General features: G+C 37.2%; 21 protein-coding genes and 1 pseudogene. 7 read left to right on the top strand and 15 right to left on the bottom strand.

Features of this window, described 5'->3' with window-relative positions; all coding sequences use genetic code 11:
- Window positions 1-81: 81 nt before the first annotated feature.
- Together lplA and FA727_RS01155 are read right to left on the bottom strand one after the other, a co-directional pair.
- Window positions 82-1,071, bottom strand: a complete 990-nt coding sequence (lplA, locus tag FA727_RS01160) for a lipoate--protein ligase (RefSeq protein ID WP_136828911.1) — start codon at window positions 1,069-1,071, stop codon at window positions 82-84.
- Between the two features lie 13 nt (window positions 1,072-1,084).
- A complete protein-coding gene (locus tag FA727_RS01155; protein WP_136828910.1) occupies window positions 1,085-1,819 on the bottom strand; it encodes an MBL fold metallo-hydrolase in 735 nt (244 codons plus the stop codon).
- Between the two features lie 158 nt (window positions 1,820-1,977).
- On the opposite strand from FA727_RS01155, the gene yhfH reads away from it, so the two are divergent.
- Window positions 1,978-2,112: a protein YhfH gene (yhfH, locus tag FA727_RS01150; RefSeq protein ID WP_136828909.1), complete on the top strand. Its 135-nt coding sequence runs from the start codon at window positions 1,978-1,980 to the stop codon at window positions 2,110-2,112.
- Window positions 2,113-2,325: 213 nt separating this feature from the next.
- Here the strand turns inward: yhfH and FA727_RS01145 are convergent, their stop codons facing one another.
- From FA727_RS01145 to liaF, 11 genes are all read right to left on the bottom strand, one after another.
- Window positions 2,326-4,473 (bottom strand): YhgE/Pip domain-containing protein, encoded by a 2,148-nt coding sequence (locus FA727_RS01145; protein ID WP_136828908.1) that lies wholly within the window; start codon window positions 4,471-4,473, stop codon window positions 2,326-2,328.
- Between the two features lie 67 nt (window positions 4,474-4,540).
- A complete protein-coding gene (locus FA727_RS01140) occupies window positions 4,541-5,113 on the bottom strand; it encodes a TetR/AcrR family transcriptional regulator (RefSeq protein ID WP_136828907.1) in 573 nt (190 codons plus the stop codon).
- A gap of 69 nt (window positions 5,114-5,182) precedes the next feature.
- Window positions 5,183-6,409 carry an MDR family MFS transporter gene (locus FA727_RS01135; RefSeq protein ID WP_136828906.1) on the bottom strand — a complete coding sequence of 409 codons (1,227 nt, stop codon included), beginning with the start codon at window positions 6,407-6,409 and terminating at the stop codon, window positions 5,183-5,185.
- Between the two features lie 215 nt (window positions 6,410-6,624).
- Window positions 6,625-8,040: a protoporphyrinogen oxidase gene (gene hemY, locus FA727_RS01130; RefSeq protein ID WP_136828905.1), complete on the bottom strand. Its 1,416-nt coding sequence runs from the start codon at window positions 8,038-8,040 to the stop codon at window positions 6,625-6,627.
- A gap of 37 nt (window positions 8,041-8,077) precedes the next feature.
- Complete coding sequence (gene hemH, locus FA727_RS01125) at window positions 8,078-9,007, bottom strand: ferrochelatase (RefSeq protein WP_136828904.1); 930 nt, start codon at window positions 9,005-9,007, stop codon at window positions 8,078-8,080.
- A gap of 84 nt (window positions 9,008-9,091) precedes the next feature.
- The gene (hemE, locus tag FA727_RS01120) at window positions 9,092-10,138 is read right to left on the bottom strand and encodes a uroporphyrinogen decarboxylase (protein WP_136828903.1); all 1,047 of its coding nucleotides are present in this window, start codon (window positions 10,136-10,138) and stop codon (window positions 9,092-9,094) included.
- Between the two features lie 204 nt (window positions 10,139-10,342).
- Window positions 10,343-12,160 carry an ABC transporter ATP-binding protein gene (locus tag FA727_RS01115; protein WP_136828902.1) on the bottom strand — a complete coding sequence of 606 codons (1,818 nt, stop codon included), beginning with the start codon at window positions 12,158-12,160 and terminating at the stop codon, window positions 10,343-10,345.
- The gene (locus FA727_RS01110; protein ID WP_136828901.1) at window positions 12,141-13,895 is read right to left on the bottom strand and encodes an ABC transporter ATP-binding protein; all 1,755 of its coding nucleotides are present in this window, start codon (window positions 13,893-13,895) and stop codon (window positions 12,141-12,143) included. The genes FA727_RS01115 and FA727_RS01110 overlap by 20 nt, the downstream gene beginning before the upstream one ends.
- Before the next feature lie 163 nt (window positions 13,896-14,058).
- The gene (locus FA727_RS01105) at window positions 14,059-14,694 is read right to left on the bottom strand and encodes a response regulator transcription factor (protein WP_136828900.1); all 636 of its coding nucleotides are present in this window, start codon (window positions 14,692-14,694) and stop codon (window positions 14,059-14,061) included.
- A gap of 3 nt (window positions 14,695-14,697) precedes the next feature.
- Window positions 14,698-15,738 (bottom strand): sensor histidine kinase, encoded by a 1,041-nt coding sequence (locus FA727_RS01100; protein ID WP_136828899.1) that lies wholly within the window; start codon window positions 15,736-15,738, stop codon window positions 14,698-14,700.
- A 10-nt stretch (window positions 15,739-15,748) separates the two neighbouring features.
- Window positions 15,749-16,537: a cell wall-active antibiotics response protein LiaF gene (gene liaF, locus FA727_RS01095; RefSeq protein WP_136828898.1), complete on the bottom strand. Its 789-nt coding sequence runs from the start codon at window positions 16,535-16,537 to the stop codon at window positions 15,749-15,751.
- 259 nt (window positions 16,538-16,796) lie between these two features.
- Here liaF and FA727_RS01090 point away from each other — a divergent pair.
- A pseudogene (locus FA727_RS01090) lies at window positions 16,797-17,288 on the top strand (hypothetical protein); the annotation flags it as partial.
- 53 nt (window positions 17,289-17,341) lie between these two features.
- Window positions 17,342-18,862 carry a recombinase family protein gene (locus FA727_RS01085; RefSeq protein ID WP_136828896.1) on the top strand — a complete coding sequence of 507 codons (1,521 nt, stop codon included), beginning with the start codon at window positions 17,342-17,344 and terminating at the stop codon, window positions 18,860-18,862.
- Here FA727_RS01085 and FA727_RS24875 read toward each other — a convergent pair.
- Entirely contained in the window at window positions 18,859-18,984 is a 126-nt protein-coding gene (locus FA727_RS24875) for a hypothetical protein (RefSeq protein WP_281280830.1), read from the bottom strand. The two genes, FA727_RS01085 and FA727_RS24875, sit on opposite strands and share 4 nt — an antisense overlap.
- Before the next feature lie 656 nt (window positions 18,985-19,640).
- On the opposite strand from FA727_RS24875, the gene FA727_RS01075 reads away from it, so the two are divergent.
- The 4 genes from FA727_RS01075 to FA727_RS01060 all read left to right on the top strand — a co-directional run bounded on the left by FA727_RS01075 (window position 19,641) and on the right by FA727_RS01060 (window position 21,411).
- A complete protein-coding gene (locus tag FA727_RS01075; RefSeq protein WP_136828894.1) occupies window positions 19,641-20,264 on the top strand; it encodes a hypothetical protein in 624 nt (207 codons plus the stop codon).
- Window position 20,265: 1 nt separating this feature from the next.
- Window positions 20,266-20,523, top strand: a complete 258-nt coding sequence (locus FA727_RS01070) for a hypothetical protein (RefSeq protein WP_136828893.1) — start codon at window positions 20,266-20,268, stop codon at window positions 20,521-20,523.
- Between the two features lie 36 nt (window positions 20,524-20,559).
- On the top strand, window positions 20,560-20,907 hold the full coding sequence (locus FA727_RS01065) for a cysteine-rich VLP protein (RefSeq protein ID WP_136828892.1): 348 nt from the start codon (window positions 20,560-20,562) through the stop codon (window positions 20,905-20,907).
- 126 nt (window positions 20,908-21,033) lie between these two features.
- The gene (locus FA727_RS01060; RefSeq protein WP_136828891.1) at window positions 21,034-21,411 is read left to right on the top strand and encodes an adenylate kinase; all 378 of its coding nucleotides are present in this window, start codon (window positions 21,034-21,036) and stop codon (window positions 21,409-21,411) included.
- A gap of 345 nt (window positions 21,412-21,756) precedes the next feature.
- On the opposite strand, the gene FA727_RS01050 is transcribed toward FA727_RS01060, so the two are convergent.
- Complete coding sequence (locus tag FA727_RS01050; RefSeq protein ID WP_136828889.1) at window positions 21,757-22,029, bottom strand: hypothetical protein; 273 nt, start codon at window positions 22,027-22,029, stop codon at window positions 21,757-21,759.
- Between the last annotated feature and the right edge of the window lie 515 nt (window positions 22,030-22,544).

The raw sequence follows: 22,544 nt of genomic DNA, 5'->3' as shown, positions 1-22,544 counted from the left end.
AATTTTTAAAATATTAAACGTGCATTCACCTATTTATCAGACCATTTAGCCGAAATAAAAAAACGATGCCAGATGACATCGTTAGTAGATTAATGTTGTGAAATCTTCTTTTGTTATATTTCCAAAATAATGTTTTATATCTATATCTTCCATCGCTCGCTCAATTTCAGCCTTTTCATAGCGAATTCCGATAAGCTTTTGTTCAATTTCTGCTACATCTCCTACGCCAAAGAAATCTCCGAATATCTTACAGTTTTCGATTATTCCTTTATTGACCTCTAAACGTACATCGATGCTGCCGACAGGAAAACGGTGAGAATGCTGAAGATTGAATTTAGGAGATTTCCCATAATTCCAATCCCAATTTTGGTAGCGTTCCTTTGAAAGCTGATGAATATTTTCCCAATCTTGTTCTGTTAACACATACTCTTGAATATTTTCTTTTCCATCAAAGATATTCTCTAATAGCAACGCACGGAAATCCTCAATTGAAATCTTTTCAGTAAGAAATTCAGAAATATTCGCTACTCTGCTTCGAATAGACTTGATCCCTTTAGATTCAATCTTGTCCTTTTTCACCTTTAAAGCAGAAACGACATGATCAATTTCAGAATCCAGCATCAGCGTTCCATGACTAAACATTCTACCACGCGTTGAAAATTGGGCGTTTCCGGATATCTTTCTACCTTCAACAACAATGTCGTTTCGTCCACTTAGTTCAGCCTGTACCCCAAGCTTATGCAGTGCATCCACAACCGGCTCCGTGAATTTTTTAAAATTATGGAAAGACTCTCCATCATCTTTCGTGATAAAGCTGAAGTTTAGATTTCCTAAGTCATGATAAACCGCTCCACCACCCGAAAGTCGACGGACTACCTTAATTCCATTCGCCTCAACATACTCCGTATTGATTTCTTCTATTGAATTTTGATTTTTCCCAATGATAATAGAAGGACCATTTATGTAAAAAAGCAGGTACGTTTCGTTAATATCTAAATTCTTTAAAGCATATTCTTCAATTGCTAAATTAATTTGAGGATCTGTGATCCCCTTGTTATCAATAAATAACAATGATGTCATCTCCTTATAATGTTACAACTTTCCCGTATTCAGCTAATGAAATCGGACCATTGTAGATTTCTCCTGCCTCTTGAACTAATTTCGATAGCTCACCGTATTGAGGCAGATGAGTCAGAATCACTTGCTTCACACTTGCGTCATTTGCCAATTTTCCTACATCTGTACTGTTCATATGCCCGGCATTACGACCATCTTGATGGCTAAAAAAGTTACATTCTGCAAGCAACAGATCAGCATTTTTAGAGAAAGGAATAAATTCTTCTTTATAGGAAGTATCAGCCGTATAAATAAGTACTTTTCCACCTGCTTCAATTCTCATCGCAAAGCATGGTACCGGGTGATTCGTCCTAAGAAATTGTACCTCAAAAGGGCCGACCTTTAAAGTGTTTTGCGGTTCGTAGCCGACTCCTTCTGTTATCCCCTTATGAGTAAGTTTAGCGAATTCATATTCATCAAGGGTGTGACCATAGATTGGGAGTGTATCTGGTTTCTCCCCTAAAAAACCTTTGATAATACGAGCATGCTGCAACACACCGATATCAGCAATATGATCAGCGTGATAATGAGAAATAAGGACAGCATCGAGCTCCTCTGGCTCAATAAAATTCTGGATTTTTGACAGGACACCACTTCCACAATCAAGAAGTAATTGGTACCCAGCATGCTCTAATAAATAGCCTGTGCTCGCTTCGTTTGCTTTTGGATAACCGCCCCAAAAACCGATAACTGTTAACTTCAAAATAGTACCTCCTCTAAAGAAACTTTTTGTCTAACTTTATTATAAAGGATTTGCTTTAAAATTTATAAAATCAGGATTGACATCCACTCAACTGTTATAATACAATTAAATTAATAACCAAACTGTTTCAAACACCTATGCACAAGGAGGCTATACAAATGATTGAGAGCATCGTTGAATTTTTCAGGAATTTACCACCTAAGAAATGCAACAACTGTGGGGCTAAAATTGAAGAACAGCACGAATGCTACAGCAACCAATGCGATCATTGCCAAGGTGTTACAAATCTATAAGTTTACTATTTTTTAGTATTTGAATCTATTTCATAATGAAACAGTTTAGAAAACGAACTTAACAGTCCCCAGCTTAACTGTTCGTTTTTCTAACCATCATTGTGAAAAGTCTCAAATAGATCCATGTTTTACTGGCAACAATTTGCACCTGCATTTTGTTCCATAATCCCTTCCAAATTAAAAGCCAGCTGTTTCATAACAGCTGGCCCTTTTTTATTCGCCTTTTTTCGCTAGCACATAAAATTGACGCTTATGTTTAAAGCGGAAATATAGTAAGCTTCCGATGATAAATATGCCCATAAAACCTAACAAAATGAATAGATTATGCCACATGAATCCAAAGTCTCCACTAGAAATAACCGCTTTAAATCCTTGAACCGAGTAAGTCATCGGCAAAAACGCATGGATTTTCTGAAGAAATCCTGGGATTAATTCTAATGGGAATGTCCCTGCACTTGTTGTTAATTGGAAAATCAAGATAAGAATGGCAACAAACCTTCCTGGATCTCCAAGTGGTGTTACAAAAAATTGGATTAATGCGACAAAGGTAAGACTCGTCACAACGACAAATAATAAGAACAATGGAATATTTTGTACCTCTAATCCTAATACTCCCATCAAAATGGCAGCTGCAATTAAACCTTGAATAATACCAATTCCGGCAAGAATCGTAAATTTACTTGTGAACCAGCTCATTCCATTTCGAGGAACAGACGCTGGCTCTCTAAATGGAAATACGATAGAAATCATTAATGCCCCAACGAATAAACTCAGTGACAAAAAGTATGGAGCAAATCCAGTACCATAGTTTGGTACATGATTAATTTTCTCATTTTTAACCTCTACAGGATTGGCCATCATATTGTAAGTTTCGTCATCAGCTTCAACAGATATTGCTTCCTTCGCTCCATCAGCAAGTTTTTCAGCTAATTCCTTGCTTCCTGTCGCAACCTCATCTGTCCCATCAGCTAGCTTTCCTGCCCCATCCTTCAATTGACTTGTACCACTTGTAATCTTTTCTGTTCCTTGTGTTAATTCATTCAAACCACTTTGTAGACTTGAAGCACCTTGGGCAAGCTCCCCTGCACCTGCTCGAGCTTCTGCTAATTTTTGATCAAATGTTTTCATTCCTGCCTGGAATTGTTCTTCCCCTGCAAGAATTTTATCGGAACCTGCCTGAAGCATTGCACTGCCTTCAGCTAGTTGATGAACACCTTGTTGAAGTTCTCCCTGTTTTTCGCTTAGAGTATTTAAATTTCCAGACAAATCTGCTGCACCGTTTGAAATAACCCCAGCTGATTCGGACAATTGTGTTGTTCCTGTTTGGAGATTATCTAACAGTGCCTGAAGCTCTTGTCTCTCAGCTGGATCCATTCCAACCATGACACCGGCAAGCTTTTGCTGAAGCAAATTCACTCCACCGCTCACTTTTTGTGCTTCTGTGCTCCATGCATTCAATGAACTAGATACATTTTCTGCGCCTTGAGCAAGCAGTTCAGTTCCTGACGTCATTTCAGGTAGCTTCTGATCGATCACATCAATCCCTGCTTTAGCATCACTAATTCCTTTTGCAAGCTCAGTATTCCCTGCTGCAATATCCTTAGAAGCTGAAGTAAGCTGTGAATGCCCTTTTCCTAGTTCAGCTAAACCTTCATTCAGGGTTGTAATTCCTGATGCTAAATCTGCAGAACCTGAATTGGCACTGTTCATACCTTGATTAAACTCAATCGATTTACTAGCCAATTCCACCAAATGCTCATGAAGTTCCTTTGTGCCATTACTTAAATCGACAGAACCATCCTTAAGTTTTCCGGCACCATCACTTGCTTGCTCGATTCCATCTGCCAGCTCCTCAATATTTGAGAATACTGATTCAGCATAGGTTTCAGTTACTTTTTCCGAAATCGAACTCTTAATCTTCTCCATGGCGTTTCCACCAATTTGTGAAGCAAGAAAATTCGTACCTTCATTCGCAACATAAATCAACTCTAGCTTTTTTGGTTTCTCATCCATTAAAGTTGTTGCATTTTCTGAGAAATTCTCAGGAATTTCTACAAGTAAATAATATTTACGTTCTTCTAATCCTTTATAAGCTTCTTCTTTATCGATAAAATTATAGTCAAATTCATGATTTTCCTTCAATTTATCGACTAATTCTTCCCCTAGTTTTAACTGTTCTCCCTCAAATGAGGCACCTTTATCTTCATTTACGATCGCTACTGGTAAATCTTCAAGGTGACCGTATGGATTCCAAAAGGCCCATAAATACATACCGCTATATAATATTGGGATAAACAATATTGCAATTACTGGGATTAAGAGTTTCTTGTTAGTAAAAAGTTGCCGTAATTCTGCTTTCATTCTTAACCTCCATAATAATTGACCATTTTTCTCAATTGGTCATTTTTGTTCAAAAAGGAAGGATTATCTATTTTGACAACCCTTGAAAAATATGTTGTTCCAATGTTTTCGCAATCATTTCCTTTGTTAAAGGCTGATGATTTTTTTCCCAATCAAAAATTAGGGCAATATACATCTTAATCATGACAAACGCAGTAAGCTCCGGCTCACATGGTTGAATTTCATCTTTCTCAATCGCCAATTCTATTTTATCTTTAATAAAATTTAAAACGGCTTTTTCGATTCGCTCGATCACTTCCATGACAGCAGGTGTTCTCATTTCTCTGCCCTCTTGGAAAAGCTTAATCGTCAGTTGATGCTCTAGACGAAACTCCAAGATTCTGTATAAAGCTCTGTGAACATTTTCCTGAAAAGACTTGGACTCATCAATCGATTCTTCTGCAGCAAACTTCATCTCCTTAATGAGACAATTCACGATCTCATCAAACAGCTCTTCTTTTGTCTTAAAAAAAGTATAGATTGTGCCTTTACCTACATTCGCAATTTTTGCGACCTGCTCCATCGTCGTTGCCTTAAAACCAAACAAGGAAAAGGACTTAGTTGCAGCCTCAACAATTAATTTTCTTCTATCAACAGCCATTTCGTCACCTCTTTTGACCAAAAGTCTAAATTGGTCATTCAGTACGAAATCTATTTTACTCTTCTAGATTTAATTGTCAATAGCCTGGTACATCTTGAACAACTTCGAATATAGAAACACACTAATCAACGAAAAAATAAATAATAAACCTAATATCCCCATAGGTTCAAACCATTCAGATAAGAAAACGGTGATTGGAGCTAGAAATCTCCCAATTGTATATTGCAAACTGTCTGCACCAATATATTTTCCTCTCGCATCCGCAGGTGCATAATGACTGACAAAGCTCTCCATTACTGGTGAGCGCATCAACTCTCCAAATGTAAAAATAATCGTCACAACAAATAGGTACCAAATATTTGTGTGAAATCCTAATGCAAGCATTCCAATGCCCGATATAAGGGATGAAAGAATAAAAACATCTCGTTCCCTCCAATTTTTTAGCCACTTTGTAACCGGTAACACGAATAAAACAAATAACAGTCCATTAAGCCCTAATATCCAACCAAAAATTTCTGTACTTGTTAAGCTAAATGACCAATCGTTCCAATGAATAAGTGTTTGAGCTGGGACATGATTCACAAAATAGACAGGCAAATACAAATCGAGTTGCATCACCGTTACAACGAAAAATACGCCTGCCAATATGTAGATGGCAAATATTTTATCACGAAGAATAATATGATAATCCTTCCATTGCTGAATAATGATTGTTCCTATCTGAGCCTTTGCTTTAACGAAATTTGGCTTCGTTTCCCTTACAATAAAAAATATTGCTACTGTGTATGTGAGTAAAACGATCGCACATGTCCATAAAAGTGCATGGCGATATTGAAAAAATAGTATGGCTCCAATAGCTGGACCTAGGACAGCTCCTATATTTTTGGCCGTTGTAAATGTAGCAAATACTTGTCGCCGATCTTTTTCAGGAACCAAGTCAGCCACCATAGCCGAACTAGGTGGTCGATAAACGGCGCCGCCTAGGCCGATTCCGATAAAAGCAAGGTAATCGAGCCATGGAGATAAAGACAATGCAAATACGATGAACATTATGGCTTGAAGTGTTGAACCAGCTAACATCATTGGTCTTCTTCCCATACTGTCGGCTAGACCACCTCCAATCAAACTCCCTAACATGCTTATAATCGGAGGAACCGTCATAAGCAACCCTGCTATATGATTTCCTAACTCCATGCTGAAATAGAGAGCAATAAACGGAAAATACATCCAATACAGTAAATTGAACATCGCTTCGCCCATGAGCCGAACTTTTAAATTGTAATCCCAATAACGCATACATGATATCCTCCACTTCACTTCATTCCCGGCCAGGTGTTATCAATATAAAAGAATCTTCAGAATAAATATAGACTGTTATTAAAAATTGTTTTATACTAATAATATGGAAGTTGAGAAAACTCACTTTTTAATTTGAGTGCTTCACAAAACGAACGTTTATTCGTATATTAAAAGACCAAACCCACTATGGATTTGGTCTTTATTTATTTCGATCATTTTATAAATTCTATAACCTTCTCAACAGCAGCTTCTGCTTGGTCGATACAATCAGGAATTCCTAAGCCTTCAAATGATGCACCAGCAAGAAATACCCCAGGTAATTGTTGATCGACTTGTTCGAGTACTTTTGATAAACGTTCCTTATGGCCAACCGTATATTGCGGCATTGCATTTTTCCATCTAGAAATCACTGCGAACTCTGGCTCCATCGTAATATTCATTGTCTTATTCATATCTTCAAGAACCATTTTAATGATTTCATCATCTGACAGATCAACGATCGTCTCATCACCGGCTCTTCCAACAAAGCAACGCAATAAAACTTTATCTTCTGGACAAGCATGTGGCCATTTTTTATGTACCCATGTACAAGCCGTAATCGTATAATCACTGTTTCTTGAAACGACAAAGCCTGTCCCATCAATATTCTTCTCTATTGCCTCTTTCGGGAAAGCTAGAGCCACATTGGCAACCGAAGTAGATGGGATGTCCTCAAACACTTCAAAAAACTCATTTTCTGAAAAGATAGCAGGTAACACCTGATGTGAAAGAGTGGAAACTACACTGTCTGCATGAAGGATTTCTCCGCTGTTTAATTTGATAGTGTAGCCTTCCTCCGTTTTGCGCACATACTCAACCCGATGTCCCTTTAAAATGGAGTTTGGATCAAGCTTGGCTTCAATCGCATCAACCATCGATTGTAATCCACCTTTTGGCGTAAGAAACATGCCTTTTTTACTCTTATTCGATCTAGGTGTTTTCTTTGGAGGAGCAGGAGTACCTTTTTTCATACCGAGAATAAGGCTTCCATATTTTTGTTCCACCTCATAAAACTGAGGGAATGTTGACATTAAGCTCATATCATCAATGTTACCAGCATAGATTCCAGACAAGAGGGGTTCGATCAAGTTCTCGAGTACTTCATCCCCAAGTCTTCTTCTAAAAAAGTGACCAAGTGACTGGTCTTGAGAAGGATTTGATTTTGGTAAGACAAAATCAGCTGCCGCTCTCATTTTACCTGCGAGAGAAAACAATCCAGTTGTAATAAAAGGACCGATTTGGGTTGGAATTCCCATAATGGAACCTCCAGGCATTGGGTGGAGACGTTCCTTAGCTAGTACGTATGATTTTCCAGCAGTATTACTAACTAATTGATCTTCCATGCCGACTTCCTTCGCTAAACGGGATGCGCTCTGCTTTCGTGCCAGAAATGAATCTGGCCCCCTTTCGATCACAAAGCCGTCTCGAGCTACAGTCTGCATTTTTCCACCTAATCGGTGAGTTGCTTCAACGAGTATGACCTCTAGTGAAAGCTGTTTCTCCCTTGCTTCCTTCTGTAAATAGAAAGCAGTAGTGAGTCCAGTAATACCTCCCCCAAGTATTACAACCCTTTTCTTTTTCTCAGACACAGTCAATCGCCTTCTTTGCTTAGTTTGGATTAATCATTTATTTTAATAAATCAAGCACAACCGTTGCCATTGCATCAACAAACAATGGGTCCGTGTTTGGCATTTCAGGACGATAGTAGCTGACGCCCAGCTCTTCTGTAATAACCTTACACTCATAGTCATTATCGTATAATACTTCTAAATGCTCAGCTACAAAGCCTACTGGTGTATACACGAATGCTTTAAAATGGTGCTCTTCATATAATTCTCTTGTTAAGTCCTGAACATCTGGTCCTAACCAAGGCTCTGGCGTATTTCCGGCACTTTGCCAACCTAAGTAATAATGACTTACGCCTGCACCTGTCGCAATTAATTCAGCTGTTTCCTTTAGCTGGTTTGGATATGGATCACCAAGTTCAAGAATTTTTTCAGGTAAACTATGTGCAGAAACAATTAATGCTGCTGCATTGCGTTCTTCTTCTGGCATCCCTTCGAAGGTTGCCTTCACTTTTTCAACCCAATATTGAATGAACTTTGGCTCTTTGTACCAGCTTTCAACAGACTTAATCGTAAGTCCACCTAGCTTTTCCGCTTCCTCTTTTGCACGTCCATTGTAAGACTGAATGCTAAAAGTTGAAAAATGAGGAGCTAATACAATGCTCAATGCTTCTTCAATTCCGTCATCATGCATTTTTTTCACAGCATCTTCAATGAACGGTTCAATATGTTTTAATCCAATGTATAATTTGAATTCAATTTCATCTTGAATTTCATTTAAGTGATTTTGTAGAGCTTTCGCCTGGTTATTTGTCGTTTCAGCAAGTGGAGAAAGTCCTCCAATCGCCTCGTAACGACCCTTTAGGTCCTCTAGCATTTCGTCTGAAGGTCTACGTCCATGACGAATATGTGTATAGTAACGCTCAATATCTTCTTCTTTATAAGGGGTTCCATATGCCATAACAAGCAAACCCATTTGTTTTTTTGCCATTTCTTCTGTTCACCTCATAATTTACGTCTCTAGTCCATAATCTTGCCAAAAATCAAAAGCATATTTCAAACAAAATGCTCAGGACTAACGACGTAATTTTTCTGCTGAATATTCATGAATAAACGCAGTAAGTTTTTTCAATGTTTCTGGGTTCACTTGTGGGAAAACCCCATGTCCAAGATTAAAAATATATCCGGGTTGAGCCATTCCTAGGTCTAAAATAGCCTTAGCCTTCTCTTCGATTACATCCCAAGGAGCTAAAAGGATAGCTGGGTCTAAGTTCCCTTGTACCGTTTTTTGAATCCCCATTGCACGTGCCTCATTGATAGGAAGTCGCCAATCTAAGCCAACTACATCAAGTGGAAGGTCATTCCATTCAAGAGCAAGATGACTCGCTCCTACACCGAACATGATAAGCGGTACATTTTCCTCACGTAATGCTGAGAAAATACGATTCATGACGGGTTTAATATAAGTACGGTAATCTGCTACATTTAAAGCTCCTACCCATGAGTCAAAAATTTGGATCGCGCTAGCTCCTGCTTTAATCTGCGATTTCACATATGTAATTGTTGTATCACCAAGCTTGTCCATGAGTGCAAACCAAGCTTTTGGCTCTGCATACATGAATGCCTTTGTTTTATTGTAGTTTTTCGAAGGTCCACCTTCGATCATATAGCTAGCTAACGTAAATGGAGCCCCAGCAAAACCTATCAGTGGTACAGATAACTGTTCCTCTGTTAATAGCTTAATTGTCTCTAACACATATGGAACATCCGTTTCAGGATGAATTTCCCCTAAGCGCTCCACATCTGCTAATGAACGAATGGGATTGGAGATAACAGGACCTATGCCTGATTTAATTTCGACATCTACACCAATCGCAGGAAGTGGCGTCATGATATCCTTATAAAGAATCGCAGCATCTACCCCGTATTGTTCCACAGGAAGTCTTGTTACATAAGCACAAAGCTCAGGCTGATGCGTAATTTCAAACAAAGAGTATTTTTCTTTGATCGCACGATATTCTGGCTGCGATCTTCCAGCTTGTCTCATATACCAAACAGGAACATAATCCGTTTTTTCCCCTTTTGCTGCTTTTAAAAATGTTTCATTTATTTCTTTCACCATACAAAGATGTCCACCTTTCAAGACCATCTATTCTCATCTAAACCCTTTGTTCGAGAATAAATTATTTATACTCATTCTAATATAGCGTTTTCTCCTATCGTTGTATACCTTACTCGGAGAAGTGTCAAAAAATAGACGTTTTTAGAATGGCTATTTTCTAGTTGATTGTTGTTACTTGCTCTCATTGATTTTGATAGAAAAATGTTATGAAAGATTCCTTAGCTGGAACTGATTGCGGTAAGACTCGTAGTAAAAACCTTTTCGTTCCATTAACTCGTGATGAGTTCCATTTTCGATAATTTCACCATTTCGAACTACTACTATAACATCTGCATTCTCTATTGTTTTTAGACGATGGGCAATCACAAAACTTGTTCTTCCCTTCATCAAATTCACTAAACCTGTTTGAATTTCGAATTCTGTTTTTGTATCAATACTTGAAGTCGCCTCGTCCAAAATTAAAATATTCGCATCTGCCAAAATAGCTCTCGCTATAGCAAGTAATTGCTTTTGTCCTTGGCTGAGATTTCCCCCACCAGGCGTAATAATCGTTTCATATTTATTTGGCAAGTATTTAATAAATTGATGAGCAGATGCTGTTTTTGCTGCTCGGATCACTTCTTCATCGCTTGCCTCTAATTTACCATAACGAATATTGTCCATAATGCTTCCTGAAAATAAGAACGGCTCCTGCAACACAATCCCAATATTTTTTCTAAGGTCACTTAATAGATAATCCTTAATATTTCTTCCATCAATCTTGACTTCGCCTGCATCAACATCATAAAAACGAGCCAATAGGTTGATTAATGTCGTCTTTCCTGAACCAGTTGGACCTACAACTGCAATTGTCTGTCCAGCTTTTGCTTGTAAATTAATGTTTTTCAAGATCGGCTTATCCTTTGAATAACCGAAGGTCACATGAGCAATATCGACATTTCCTTGCAATGAATGAACAGGTTCGGCATCTTCCCTATCTTGGATATCAGGAACTTCATCCATTACTTCAAATACTCTTTCAGCCCCTGCAATAGCTGCCTGAAACGTATTCAAGAGACTCGACATTTGGTTAATCGGTCGGAAAAATTGGCGTGAATATGTCACAAAAGCAGCAATAATCCCAACAGTAGCCATATCGTATAGGGTCAACAATGCTCCAGCTGCAATAATTAGTCCAAGTCCCAAGTTATTGATAAAGTTATTTACCGGACCCAAAAATCCTGAAACCATTTCTGCTTGGGTAGAGGACCCTCGTAGACGCTCATTGATTGTAGAAAATTCAGCAAATACCTTCTCTTCTTTGCCGAATAATTGAATAACTTCAAGCCCCGAAATCGACTCTTCAATCACACCGTTTAATTCACCCAGGTCCCTTTGTCTTTTGATAAAATTGCTACTACTATATTTAAGAATTTTTTTCGTTACATAAAACATCAATGGAATGACACAAAGTGTCACAAGCGCCATCATCCAGTTTAAAGTGAGCATAGCGATCATAACACCGACAACGGTTAATATAGTAGAGAAAATTTGTATCACGCTTTGACTCAGCGCATTATTTAGTTGGTCAATATCGTTCGTTACACGACTCATCAACTCTCCTGGCGTCTTTTTATCAAAAAATCGTAATGATAGACTTTGAATCTGATTGAATAAATCCTGACGCAATCTTTTAATGGTTTTGAGGGAAATATTAATCATGATATAGGACTGGAACCAAGTGAAAATGGACAAAACCACATAGATTCCTGCAAGTACGACTGCCATCCGTATCGTTCCAGATATATTTTTCGGAATAATAAAGTCATCAATAATCACACCAATTAAATAAGGTCCAATAAGTCCAAGTAAGCTAGTCAATAACACCATTACTATGGAAAAGATGAGTGCATGTTTCTCCATCTTCATATACAACCAAATTCTCTTTAACGTTCCTTTGCTGTCCTTTGCTTTGACAACCGGTCCTCCGAATCGGCCTTTTCCACCTGGATGCCCTGAAAACTTAGTTGCTGGCTGATTCATGAATCATTCCCTCCTTTCCACCTTGAGTGTTATAAATGTCTTGGTACACATTGTTTTGTTCCAACAATTCGTGATGAGTCCCAGCTCCGACAATTTTTCCATCTTCCATTACTAGAATTCGATCTGCATTCATGATTGATGAAATTTTCGATGCAATGATAAATGTAGTGGACTGTTCGTACTCTTGATATAAAGTATTAAGAATCTCTTTTTCAGACAGCGCATCCACAGCGGAAGTAGAATCATCCAATATTACGATGGCTGGTTTTCTGATAAATGCACGCGCAATGGATAATCTTTGTTTTTGCCCGCCAGATAAATTGTTTCCACCTTGAGTTAGGACATGTTCAAACCGTTGGTCAAGCTTATCGATAAATTCAGAAGCATTCGCAGTCGCTGTTGCGGCTTCCATTTCTTCTTTACTTGCATTCTCTTTCCCAAATCTCAAGTTTTCAGCAATCGTGCCTGAAAATAACATGGCTTTTTGTGGGATAACGCCAATTTCTTCTCTTAATTGTTCTAATTTATAATCTTTGATGTTTTTTCCATCAATGATAATTTCTCCAGTATCAACATCATATAGGCGTGGAAGCAATTTGATTAAGGTTGATTTGCCACTACCAATCGTACCAATAATGCCAATTTTCTCACCTTGCCTTGCTCTAAAATTAAGCCCCTTTAAAACAAGCTCGCCATTCTTGCTATAGCTGAAGCTAACATTACGGAATTCGATGTCTCCTTTGATTGAAGACGGCTCATACGATTCTACTTTATTTTCGATATCCATTTTTGTATTCAACACTTGCTGAATGCGCTCAGCTGATGGGAAGGCTCGCGTGATCGCCATTAGTACATGACTACTACTAATTAAGGCATTCAATGTGATCGTTAAATAATTGATAAAAGCGAGAATGACTCCAACTTCTGTCGTTCCATTGTCTACTTTTATAACACCCATCCAAAGTGCAGCAACGACACCAATATTTACAAGAAACAGCATTACCGGCATGAGTCCCATAATCATTTGATTCGCAGATGTATTTATTCTCGTCTGTTCTTCGTTTATTTCGGCAAATCCCTTTTTCTCATAGTCCTGACGTCCCAATGCTTTCACTACACGAATTCCCGTCAAATTCTCCTGTAGCTTTGTATTCATTTTATCGATTGCTTCTTGAACCTTTCGGAACAGCTTTCCAGCGTTCTTCATGAAATACCAATTCACGATCGTAAGTAAAGGAATTAAGATTAAGAGAATGGAAAAGAACTCTCTTGCTGAAATAAAAACGATGATGACACTTCCAATGAATAATAGCGGACTTCGAACAAGAATTTTCAATGTCATCATGACCGCCATTTGAACAGACGTAATGTCATTCGTGGCAATTGTAATTAATTTCCCTGCCCCAAACTGGTCTGTGTTTTTAGCAGAGAATCTTTCGACCTTTTGAAAGACATCCTGTCGAATATCAGTGGCAAAGTTAACGGCAGCTTTCGTACTATAAATGGAACAGCCAATCCCACCAATTAATCCGATGACGGCAACAAGGAGCATGAGTAGACTCATTTTGACGACATAGGACGTATCATTTGTAGCAATTCCATTGTCAATGATGTGCTGCATAATCATCGGCTGCAATAAATCCATCCCGACCTCAACACACATGAAAAGAGGTCCAATAATGGCAAAGAATGTGTATGGTTTCAAGTATTTTAATAGACTAAATAATGATTGCATGCGAGATTCCTCATTCGAATTATTTTAAAACAACGATTCTTTTCGAAAACATTATCTGTTAGAAAAAGAAACAACGGATTAATTATAATCCTCAGAAAAATGAAAGACAATTTAGGAAGCTATTGTGTACAAATAGAAAAAGCACTCGAGTTGAGCGCTTTTATCATTGGTTCTGGACAAGTCCATTCCTATTTGCGTAAACTGCTGCTTGGGTTCGATCTGTTACATCAAGCTTACTTAAAATATTACTAACATGGGTCTTCACTGTCTTTATTCCAATAAAAAGTTCTTCACTTATTTGTTGATTTGTCATTCCTTCCCCAATGCACATAAGCACTTCCATTTCTCGCTCAGTTAACTCATCATGTGGCTTTCTCTCTTGAGGACGGAATCGCTTCATCATTCGATTGGCTACCTTTGGCTCAATTACTGTTTCACCAGCTACAGCCTTTTGGATCGCCCTTACAACCTCTTCTGCTGTTGCTGTTTTTAGAATATAGCTAAAGGCTCCTGCTTCAATTGCTGGAAATACCTGTTCATCATCATAAAAACTTGTGATGATAATGATTTTACATTCTGGATACTCTTTTAATATTTCTTTTGTCGCATCAATACCAGTGCCATTCTCCATAAGTAAATCCATCAATACAACCTCTGGTCTTTTCTCAAGAACTAGGGATACTGCACCATTTCCACTATTTGCTTCCCCAACGATTTCAATTTCAGGCTCAGTAATTAAATACGAAATAATCCCTTTTCTAACCATCTCATGATCATCCACAACAGCAACACGAATCAAACATCATACCTCCCTTACAAATGGTACTCGAATATCAATATATGTACCTTCCTTTTCTTTGGAACGGATCTTAAAAACGCCCCCTAGCTCCTCACATCTTTCTCGCATCGTTTTCAATCCGTAAGACATGATTCTCTCTGTATTTGGATTGAAGCCCTTGCCATTATCGCCAATAAATAGATAAATATAGTTTTCTTTTTCTGTTAACGTCATCGTGATTTTGGAAGCCTCGGCATGGCGCAATATATTAGATAGAGCTTCTTGAATAATACGAAACAAATGCTCTTCTGTTGCCTTTGAGATATGTTCAATTTCATCAATACTAGCCTGAAAATCTAAATTTGTTTTTCCTTTTAGCTCTTGAAGAAACTTAATAACTCCATCACAGAGTCGATCATTACTTAGCTGAATCGGGCGTAAGTGAAGGAGCAATGCCCGCATTTCGCCTTGCGCATTAGCAGCAATTTTTGAGATTTCCTCAAGCTGCAATTTTGCTTTTTCTGAGTCCGTCTCAAATAATCGTAAGGTAGCAGACGACATCATACTTAATGCAAACAATTGTTGGCTTACAACATCATGTAGATCTCTTGCAAGCCTTTGCCTCTCTTCCATTACAACTGCTGTATGAGCAGATTGGGCTAAAGATGTTTTTGTATCTGCTAATCTTTGCAGGGAGATACTTTGTTCTTGAATATAGTCTGCAAGTTGATTTAGTTCCTCAGAGATTAAACCGATCTCATCCCTGTCATCAATTAATAGCTTTTCAGATATATTGCCACTTCTTAATGTAGAAATATAGAGGAGAACATCCGTTAATCTTCCTTTTAAAAGCTGGCTTCCCTTAATTCCAAAATACACTCCAACAAGCAGGAAAATGATGAGTGCAGAAACGGAAAGCCAGGAAATCGTTTTTATATCTAGAATGGTAGAATCATTATTAAATAGATAAATTTGCAAACCAACGAATAGGATTAATGTACCGATAAAAGCCATCATGATAAAGCTTTGAATAAACCATCCTCGGATACCAAATATTTTTTTCATAAAATAACTCCTATACCTTATCGATTCGAATCGAACCAATTTTCAAGTCTATTATAATATTTAACTTCCTGGTGGCCTCTTCATAACCTATCGTCTTATATTCCAACGTCCGATTAAACGAATCTGTCTTTTGTTCAAAAATACGAATATCCCCAACACTGATTTTCGAGCGAATTTTGACCGGTATATCTTCCGGAACGATCATTTTCACATCGCCAATCCAACCTCGAATCACGACTGGAGTTTCTTTCTCTGGGATAAAAGCTTTACTAAAGTCAATATAGTAATCCCCAACTGAGTTTGATAAATCGAGTGGCTCTAATGCCCAATTGCTATCTTTGAAGCTTATATCTCCAATTGATAACCCACTGCCCTTTCTATATCCCTTAATTTCCCCGTCAGTTTCTTTATCCAAACCCGTTTTAGAACCGTCTCTCGTAATGTGAATCTTAATTGTTTTCTTCTGAAACAGCATCGAAAATGCCATTAGTATAATAATCGCTGGCCACAGCTTCCAGATGTCCCAAAAACCAAACGAAATGTAATTCAGGCGATCGAGTACGAGCATTGCGGAAAATAAAATTAAGAAAAAGCTAAAAGACAATGAGTCTTTCCTTCTACTAAATAGCCTTTTTAAAAACATACTAACCCCTATTACGAGTAACAAAAACGGATAAAAAACGACAAAAAGCTCTTTTATTTCCAAGGAAATGACACCGATATTTACAAGTAAAAGAACAACTCCAACTACTAGTAAAAATAATGCAAATAAAATTTGATTGATGGATCTAGACTTCATGGCAATTCCCTTTCTTTCGATTCCTTATTTCTTTAATTCGATAACAAACGATAATCCCCTTTTTAAATTGAGTATACTTTTTCTTTTAGACTCCGAAAACAATCTTAAGAGTGTTTTCATCTCCGTCTACAGGCGGAGATGTCGTCACACACCATTTTTACATTTTCACATACTCTGTAAAAAATGGGGTATCGCCTATTTTTTTACTTACAAGGCTCATGTTTAGAGCCTTTACTACTCAACTTAAGGGGGAAGAAAAATGGGCGTTGAACTTGCAGCGCTTCATTGGATTTACGTTCTGTTCATTCTTTTCATCATTGGCTTTATGGTTTTCAAAAGAGATACAACTCTCGTTTGTATAGTCGGAATCTTTCTTATTGCAATCACTGCAACTGGTTCCTTAACTGCCTCTGTCAGCAGTATTTTTACAAGTTTTATTTACGCTATCACCGAGCTATTACCTACCATTCTCGTAATCTCTATTATTGTTGCCATGAGCAAAACTTTAACTTCGACCGGTATTAACGATGTCATGATCTCTCCATTTTCAAAACTGATTCGTACTCCTGCTTTAGCCTATTGGACAATTGGAATATTAATGATGGTAATATCCTGGTTCTTCTGGCCGTCCCCAGCGGTTGCTTTATTAGGGGCTGTATTGTTACCAGTAGCCGTGAGAGTTGGGTTACCAGCACTTGGCGTTGCTATGGCTATGAATTTGTTTGGTCACGGAATCGCCTTGTCCGGAGAAAAAGTATGTTATTATAAAGTATATAATTATCATACTAACTGGAGTGAAACACATTGTATAAACCATTCTCACAAGCTGATTACAAGCCTTCTGATAAGCCTAAAGCACTGTATTTAAGGAAGTCTAAGAAAAGTAAAGGCATGACTGAGGCAGAAACAATAGAAAGCCATTTAAAGCGATTGACGGACTTTTGCAAAGAACAAGGCTGGAATGATTATGTTATCTATAATGATTTTGTAGCAAAGTCTACCAACTTAAATAGACCTGAATACAGGAAGATGTTAAAAGCCTGTTTAGATGGAAAGCACGATTTAATAATCGTAGTGGAAGAATCAAGACTATATCGTGGGGTATATGAACAAACAAATGTATATCATGAATTAAGTAATACAGATGTTGTTATTCTGTCCTTACGTGAAGGTTATATATTCCCTAACAGTAGGGAACAGCGTCTATCAAATATCATACGTGGGGCTATGAATGAGAAAGAACTTCAGGACTTTGCTTACAGAATGAATGTGAAAGTATTAGCTAGTGCTAAGGAAGGTAAATATGTTAATAAGCCACCCTTTGGCTACTTTAAAGACAAGGACAAGCTAGTTCCCCACCCTATTGAAAGTAAAGCCTTTAGGTATATTGTCGACAAGGTATTGGAAGGATATGTAATAGCTGAAATCATTGGTCAACTTAATCGACTAGGGTATACTACAAAAAATAATAAGAGATGGAAAGACGTTGGCACAATTACAAGAATGTTGGAAAATCGTGTCTATTTAGGTGAAAGTCATTATGATAGTAAGATGTTTGATGAATCTGTAATTGTAAGAGATACACACCAGCCATTATTGACGATAGAAGAATATCAAGAAGTACAAAACATGATTAAGTCACGTAGTAGGAATCCACAAGGAATCCGTTACACTAAAATAAATACTGTACTGGATAGATTAGTCGTATGTGGTAAATGTGGAAGTAGACTACCAATTCATAAGTCATGGACTAATAAAGAGGGTTTTACGTCTTATCAGATTGGAAAGTGTCAGAAGGTTATAGGGGATTACTATGAAAAGAAGTGTTCTAATAAATCAATCTCATTAAAAGAACTACTTCCCCACTTCTACAATGCAATTGAAACATACAAGGAAACCTTAATGGAAGAAATAAAAAGCGTGGATATAGATACAACCAATGACAAGAAAATAAGCGTAATGAACCAAATAAAGGACATTAAAAGGCGAATAGCTGACATACAAACACAAATCCAGAACGCTAAAGGCTATCTAATTAAGGGAACACTATCCGAGGCTGATTACGTAGGTTTAGTGCCACCACTAGAAAATGATAAAAAAGAATTGAATATGTCACTTGAAGATAATGAGAGGTTATTGGGTAGTTTATCCGAGTACGATAGAAATTCTGTTATTCAAAATGCTATTGATTTACTAAATAATATAGAAAATGAAAGCATTGAAAATCAGAACAGGATCTACAGACTACTGTTTGAAAGCCTTGAATTAGTCAATACAGAAGATGAGTTTGAAATAAGACTAAAAGAAAAAGACGTCTCCAATTAGGAAACGTCTTTCTTTGATTCTGTATTAGATTGAGATAATTTTACGATAGCTTCAGCAACTTGTTTATAGTTCGGATTAGTGGCTTTGATAATGGTTACTTTTGGTGTACGTTTATTTTTCATAAGCCCACCACCTCTTGTAAGCCATGATATTCAGATTGTTTATTTTGGTTACTCAATTTTCCACTTCTTTTTATATCTTTCATCTGTACCAGTACCCCTTTAATGTTTATTCAAAGAGGCACTTGCAAATAAGGAACGGATTAGGACATTAAATAAAATTTTTATAAAAATTGCCTGTAATCCACTGTGGTCTAGTGATCTATACACTAGACAGGCAAATACCTGTTACGGATTAGAATAGACATGTCTCCCAGTAGCAAAGGTGTGGCTTTATGCCATGCCTTTTTATTTGTACTTCTACTTCTAATTTTTAGAACTAACATTAGTGAGGTGATAACACACATGTACACTGTCAATTCAAAATTACCCTATAACATGGAATACGATCACAGGTTCCTCAAACCGATACGCCACGCACGCAACAAAACGTTAGCTGATTTCAGTCACTTTATGAACGTTAATTCGTCCACAATCTGCAAATTAGAGAAGGGTTCTTTAGAATTTACCCCTTATTACCATGAAAAACTTAGAGACGCTATCAAGCGTTTACGCATATCGAATATTGAACTAGCGTCAATTAGAAATGTAATCGAACAAAAAGAAAAACGAGGTTATAAGTAACGCTTACAAAATGAATCTATCGGAGGTTATGAGAAATGAAACAAGTAAAGGAACTTTTCACAGAATCAAAAAAGGTTATTGAGGAATATAAATCTAAGGTTGAAGAACTTGACCAGCAAGAACGTGAGTTACAAGCCGATCTTGAAACAATTCAACAAGAATTGACGGATAACTTGTTAGAACAGGAAACCGCCACTATTTCAGAAGTTGTTTATCTTAAAATCAGAAAAAGAGAAATTGTTTCAAGGTCTGAGGTCATTAACGTTCTATTAGAGGAACTGAACGAGGAAAGAACAGCTTTAAAGCTACAATATACTCCTATTCTAAAAGATGTATTGGTACAGGATAGAAAGGCATTAAACGAATATAACGCCACTGAGATTGTAGAAAAGTACCGTTACATGATGTTAAGTGAGATCGCTGAAATGGGTAAGGCTGTAAATAGTCAATTTCATTCTATTGCCCCTGATGTAATGGAGATATTTGACGATAAGACTGTAAAAGAACGTTACCCTAATATCTATCATGCTTTTAATCAAGAACAGTATAAACCGTCTTTACAGTGGGCTAATGACACTGTTGTGACGAAAAACGATATATTTCTTGCAAATGGTGGTAGATTGCCACAAGGATTAAAACAACCAAAGGACGTGAAATAGTATGAACTTAACACATACAGTAAAGGCACATATTTTAGACGAACTGAGAAACGGAAATACTGAGGTACTTAAAGGGCTTCCTCCTGTTTTAGCGATGAGTTACGGAATCGCATTACAGAATGAATGTGGTAGCGTTAAAGACCCTTCCCCCATTGATGAAAAAGCTGTAAATGAAGCGGTACTTAATCGAATTAAAGACACTGGGATTAAAGAACAAATAATTAAACAAATGAAAGACAAAGAGGTCACTGGCGAATAATTCGCTGGTGGCTTTTTATTTAGGGGGAAAAGGGAAATGGAGACTATGAAGAAATTGATTACTACAAGCTGTGCTAATTATATAGACGGTAAATGTCTTTTATTTGATAGAGAATGTCCGTTAATAAGTGGTGGCGAATATCGAGGCAAAAAGATACCAGCTAGTGACTGTTCATGTACTTACTTTGAAAAGGCTGTGTTACCAGCTAACAAGACTTTAGAGGCTGTCTATTATGGAATTGACACAGTATTAAATAAAAAGTGTAAAGGCTGTGGCAAGGGTTTTAACTCAGTCTCAAATAAAGCTATGTACTGTGGTGATGTGTGTAGGAAATCGGCTAATAGAAACTCACATAGAAAGTACAATCAAAAGAGGGCTAAATAACGAAAAATAGGACTGTATAAAGTCAATCATATCAAGGGTTTCAAGCGTTGAATTTTAGAAGGTAAGGGGTTAATACCTAGACGGTTTCTAACTGTCGTTAAATCATTTATAAAGGTGGCTAATATTATGAATAGATTAGAGTTTGAAACTAAATTAAATGAATTCTATAAAGGGGCTGTGAAGCCTTTAACACCCTATTACAATAAACATGCTGTAATGGTCTTTTGTTGTACTGATTGTCAGTATACTTTCTTTGGTAAGGCTGGTCATATTGTAGGGAAACAGCACCAGCGACACGCCTGTGGCTTACCGTATTCGGATCAAAACGGTGAGAGGCTTAAAAGTGTTTCTAAGCGACATAGAATTAAAAAGAAGGAAACCTTTAAAATAGATGATTTATATAAAATGATTTGGAATGATTACGGTTATAAAGAAATAGCACAGGAATTAAGGGTTAATCCTATTATCATAAAGGATTATTTCAAGTCTGAGGGTTTGATTTAATGGTACTCACTCTATTCGCCACTAGCTTAAGAGGACGTAAAGCATATAAGGACGTCAAAGGAATGGTTTATTTAGAATGTACGGTCTGTTATTCCATAAAGATAGAGGATAGTTTTCAAAAAGAGAAAACAGGCTTTTTGGGTAGGCGGTTTAATTGCTGTAATTGTAGGAATGAACAGAATAGACAATATAGAGAAAAGAGGGCATTAGCTTAATTACAGCTAATAACCCTCTTCTTTTTTTGTGCCTAAAAAGTTATGAAAAATCCCACAAAAAATTTTTGGAGAAATGATTAGCCCGTTCTAAATTTTAAAGTTTGTACCCCTTAGTTAAATATAGGTATACTTATACTTCATTATTTACTGGAACAATTTTTAAAAACTTTCGGTAAAGGAAAATAGCACAGAACATAAGTATAGAACTTAATCCTAAATAGTAGCTACCGTACTTACTCAATTCTTCTGTAGTTGTAACTTTCACAATATCTCCCATGAACTTTACATACAAAGCTTCATTAAATTGACCATTATAATATCCGAAACCAGTACTAAAAAGGGTAATAGCCCATAAGACCAGACCACCAGCAACTCCTAGACACAACCAACCTATTTTATTCATTTTACACCTCCTTGTTTTCTTAAATATTTCTATTCTTTAAGATAAATTCATTTTCCTGCTAATTTAAAAATCTTGTTACTTTTGAGTTTATAATTAAATTAACCAATCTATTATGGAAAAAGATATTTCTCTTAGAAAAGTTATCAGAAACGCAGCTAATTGAAACAATAGTGGTTTGTGCATAGAACACTTTCAAAAATGGTGCATATATTTTGCAAGCACTAGACGATACCCCTACCGAACCCCTGTTCCCCTATGGTACGGGGGTGGGGTATCAGAAAACCAGTCATATCAAGGGTTTGAGGTTGTTCTCGTGCTTGTGTTCTCGTGTTCGTCTCTTTCTTTTATTCTTCTTTCCTTTCTTTCGTTGCTTCGCTGTTGGTGCTGTTGTTCTATCCTCTTTACTGTCTCATTCTGTTACTGTCTCTTTCCCCTTCTATGGTGTCCTGTGCCGTTGTGAGTGTTTATCTATTCACCTATTGCTTACGTGGCTGTATGCCTATTCTATGGGCTGT

It is taken from the genome of Robertmurraya kyonggiensis (assembly GCF_005116465.1).
Taxonomy (GTDB): domain Bacteria; phylum Bacillota; class Bacilli; order Bacillales; family Cytobacillaceae; genus Robertmurraya; species Robertmurraya kyonggiensis.
This window is presented reverse-complemented; position numbering and strand designations above follow the sequence as displayed.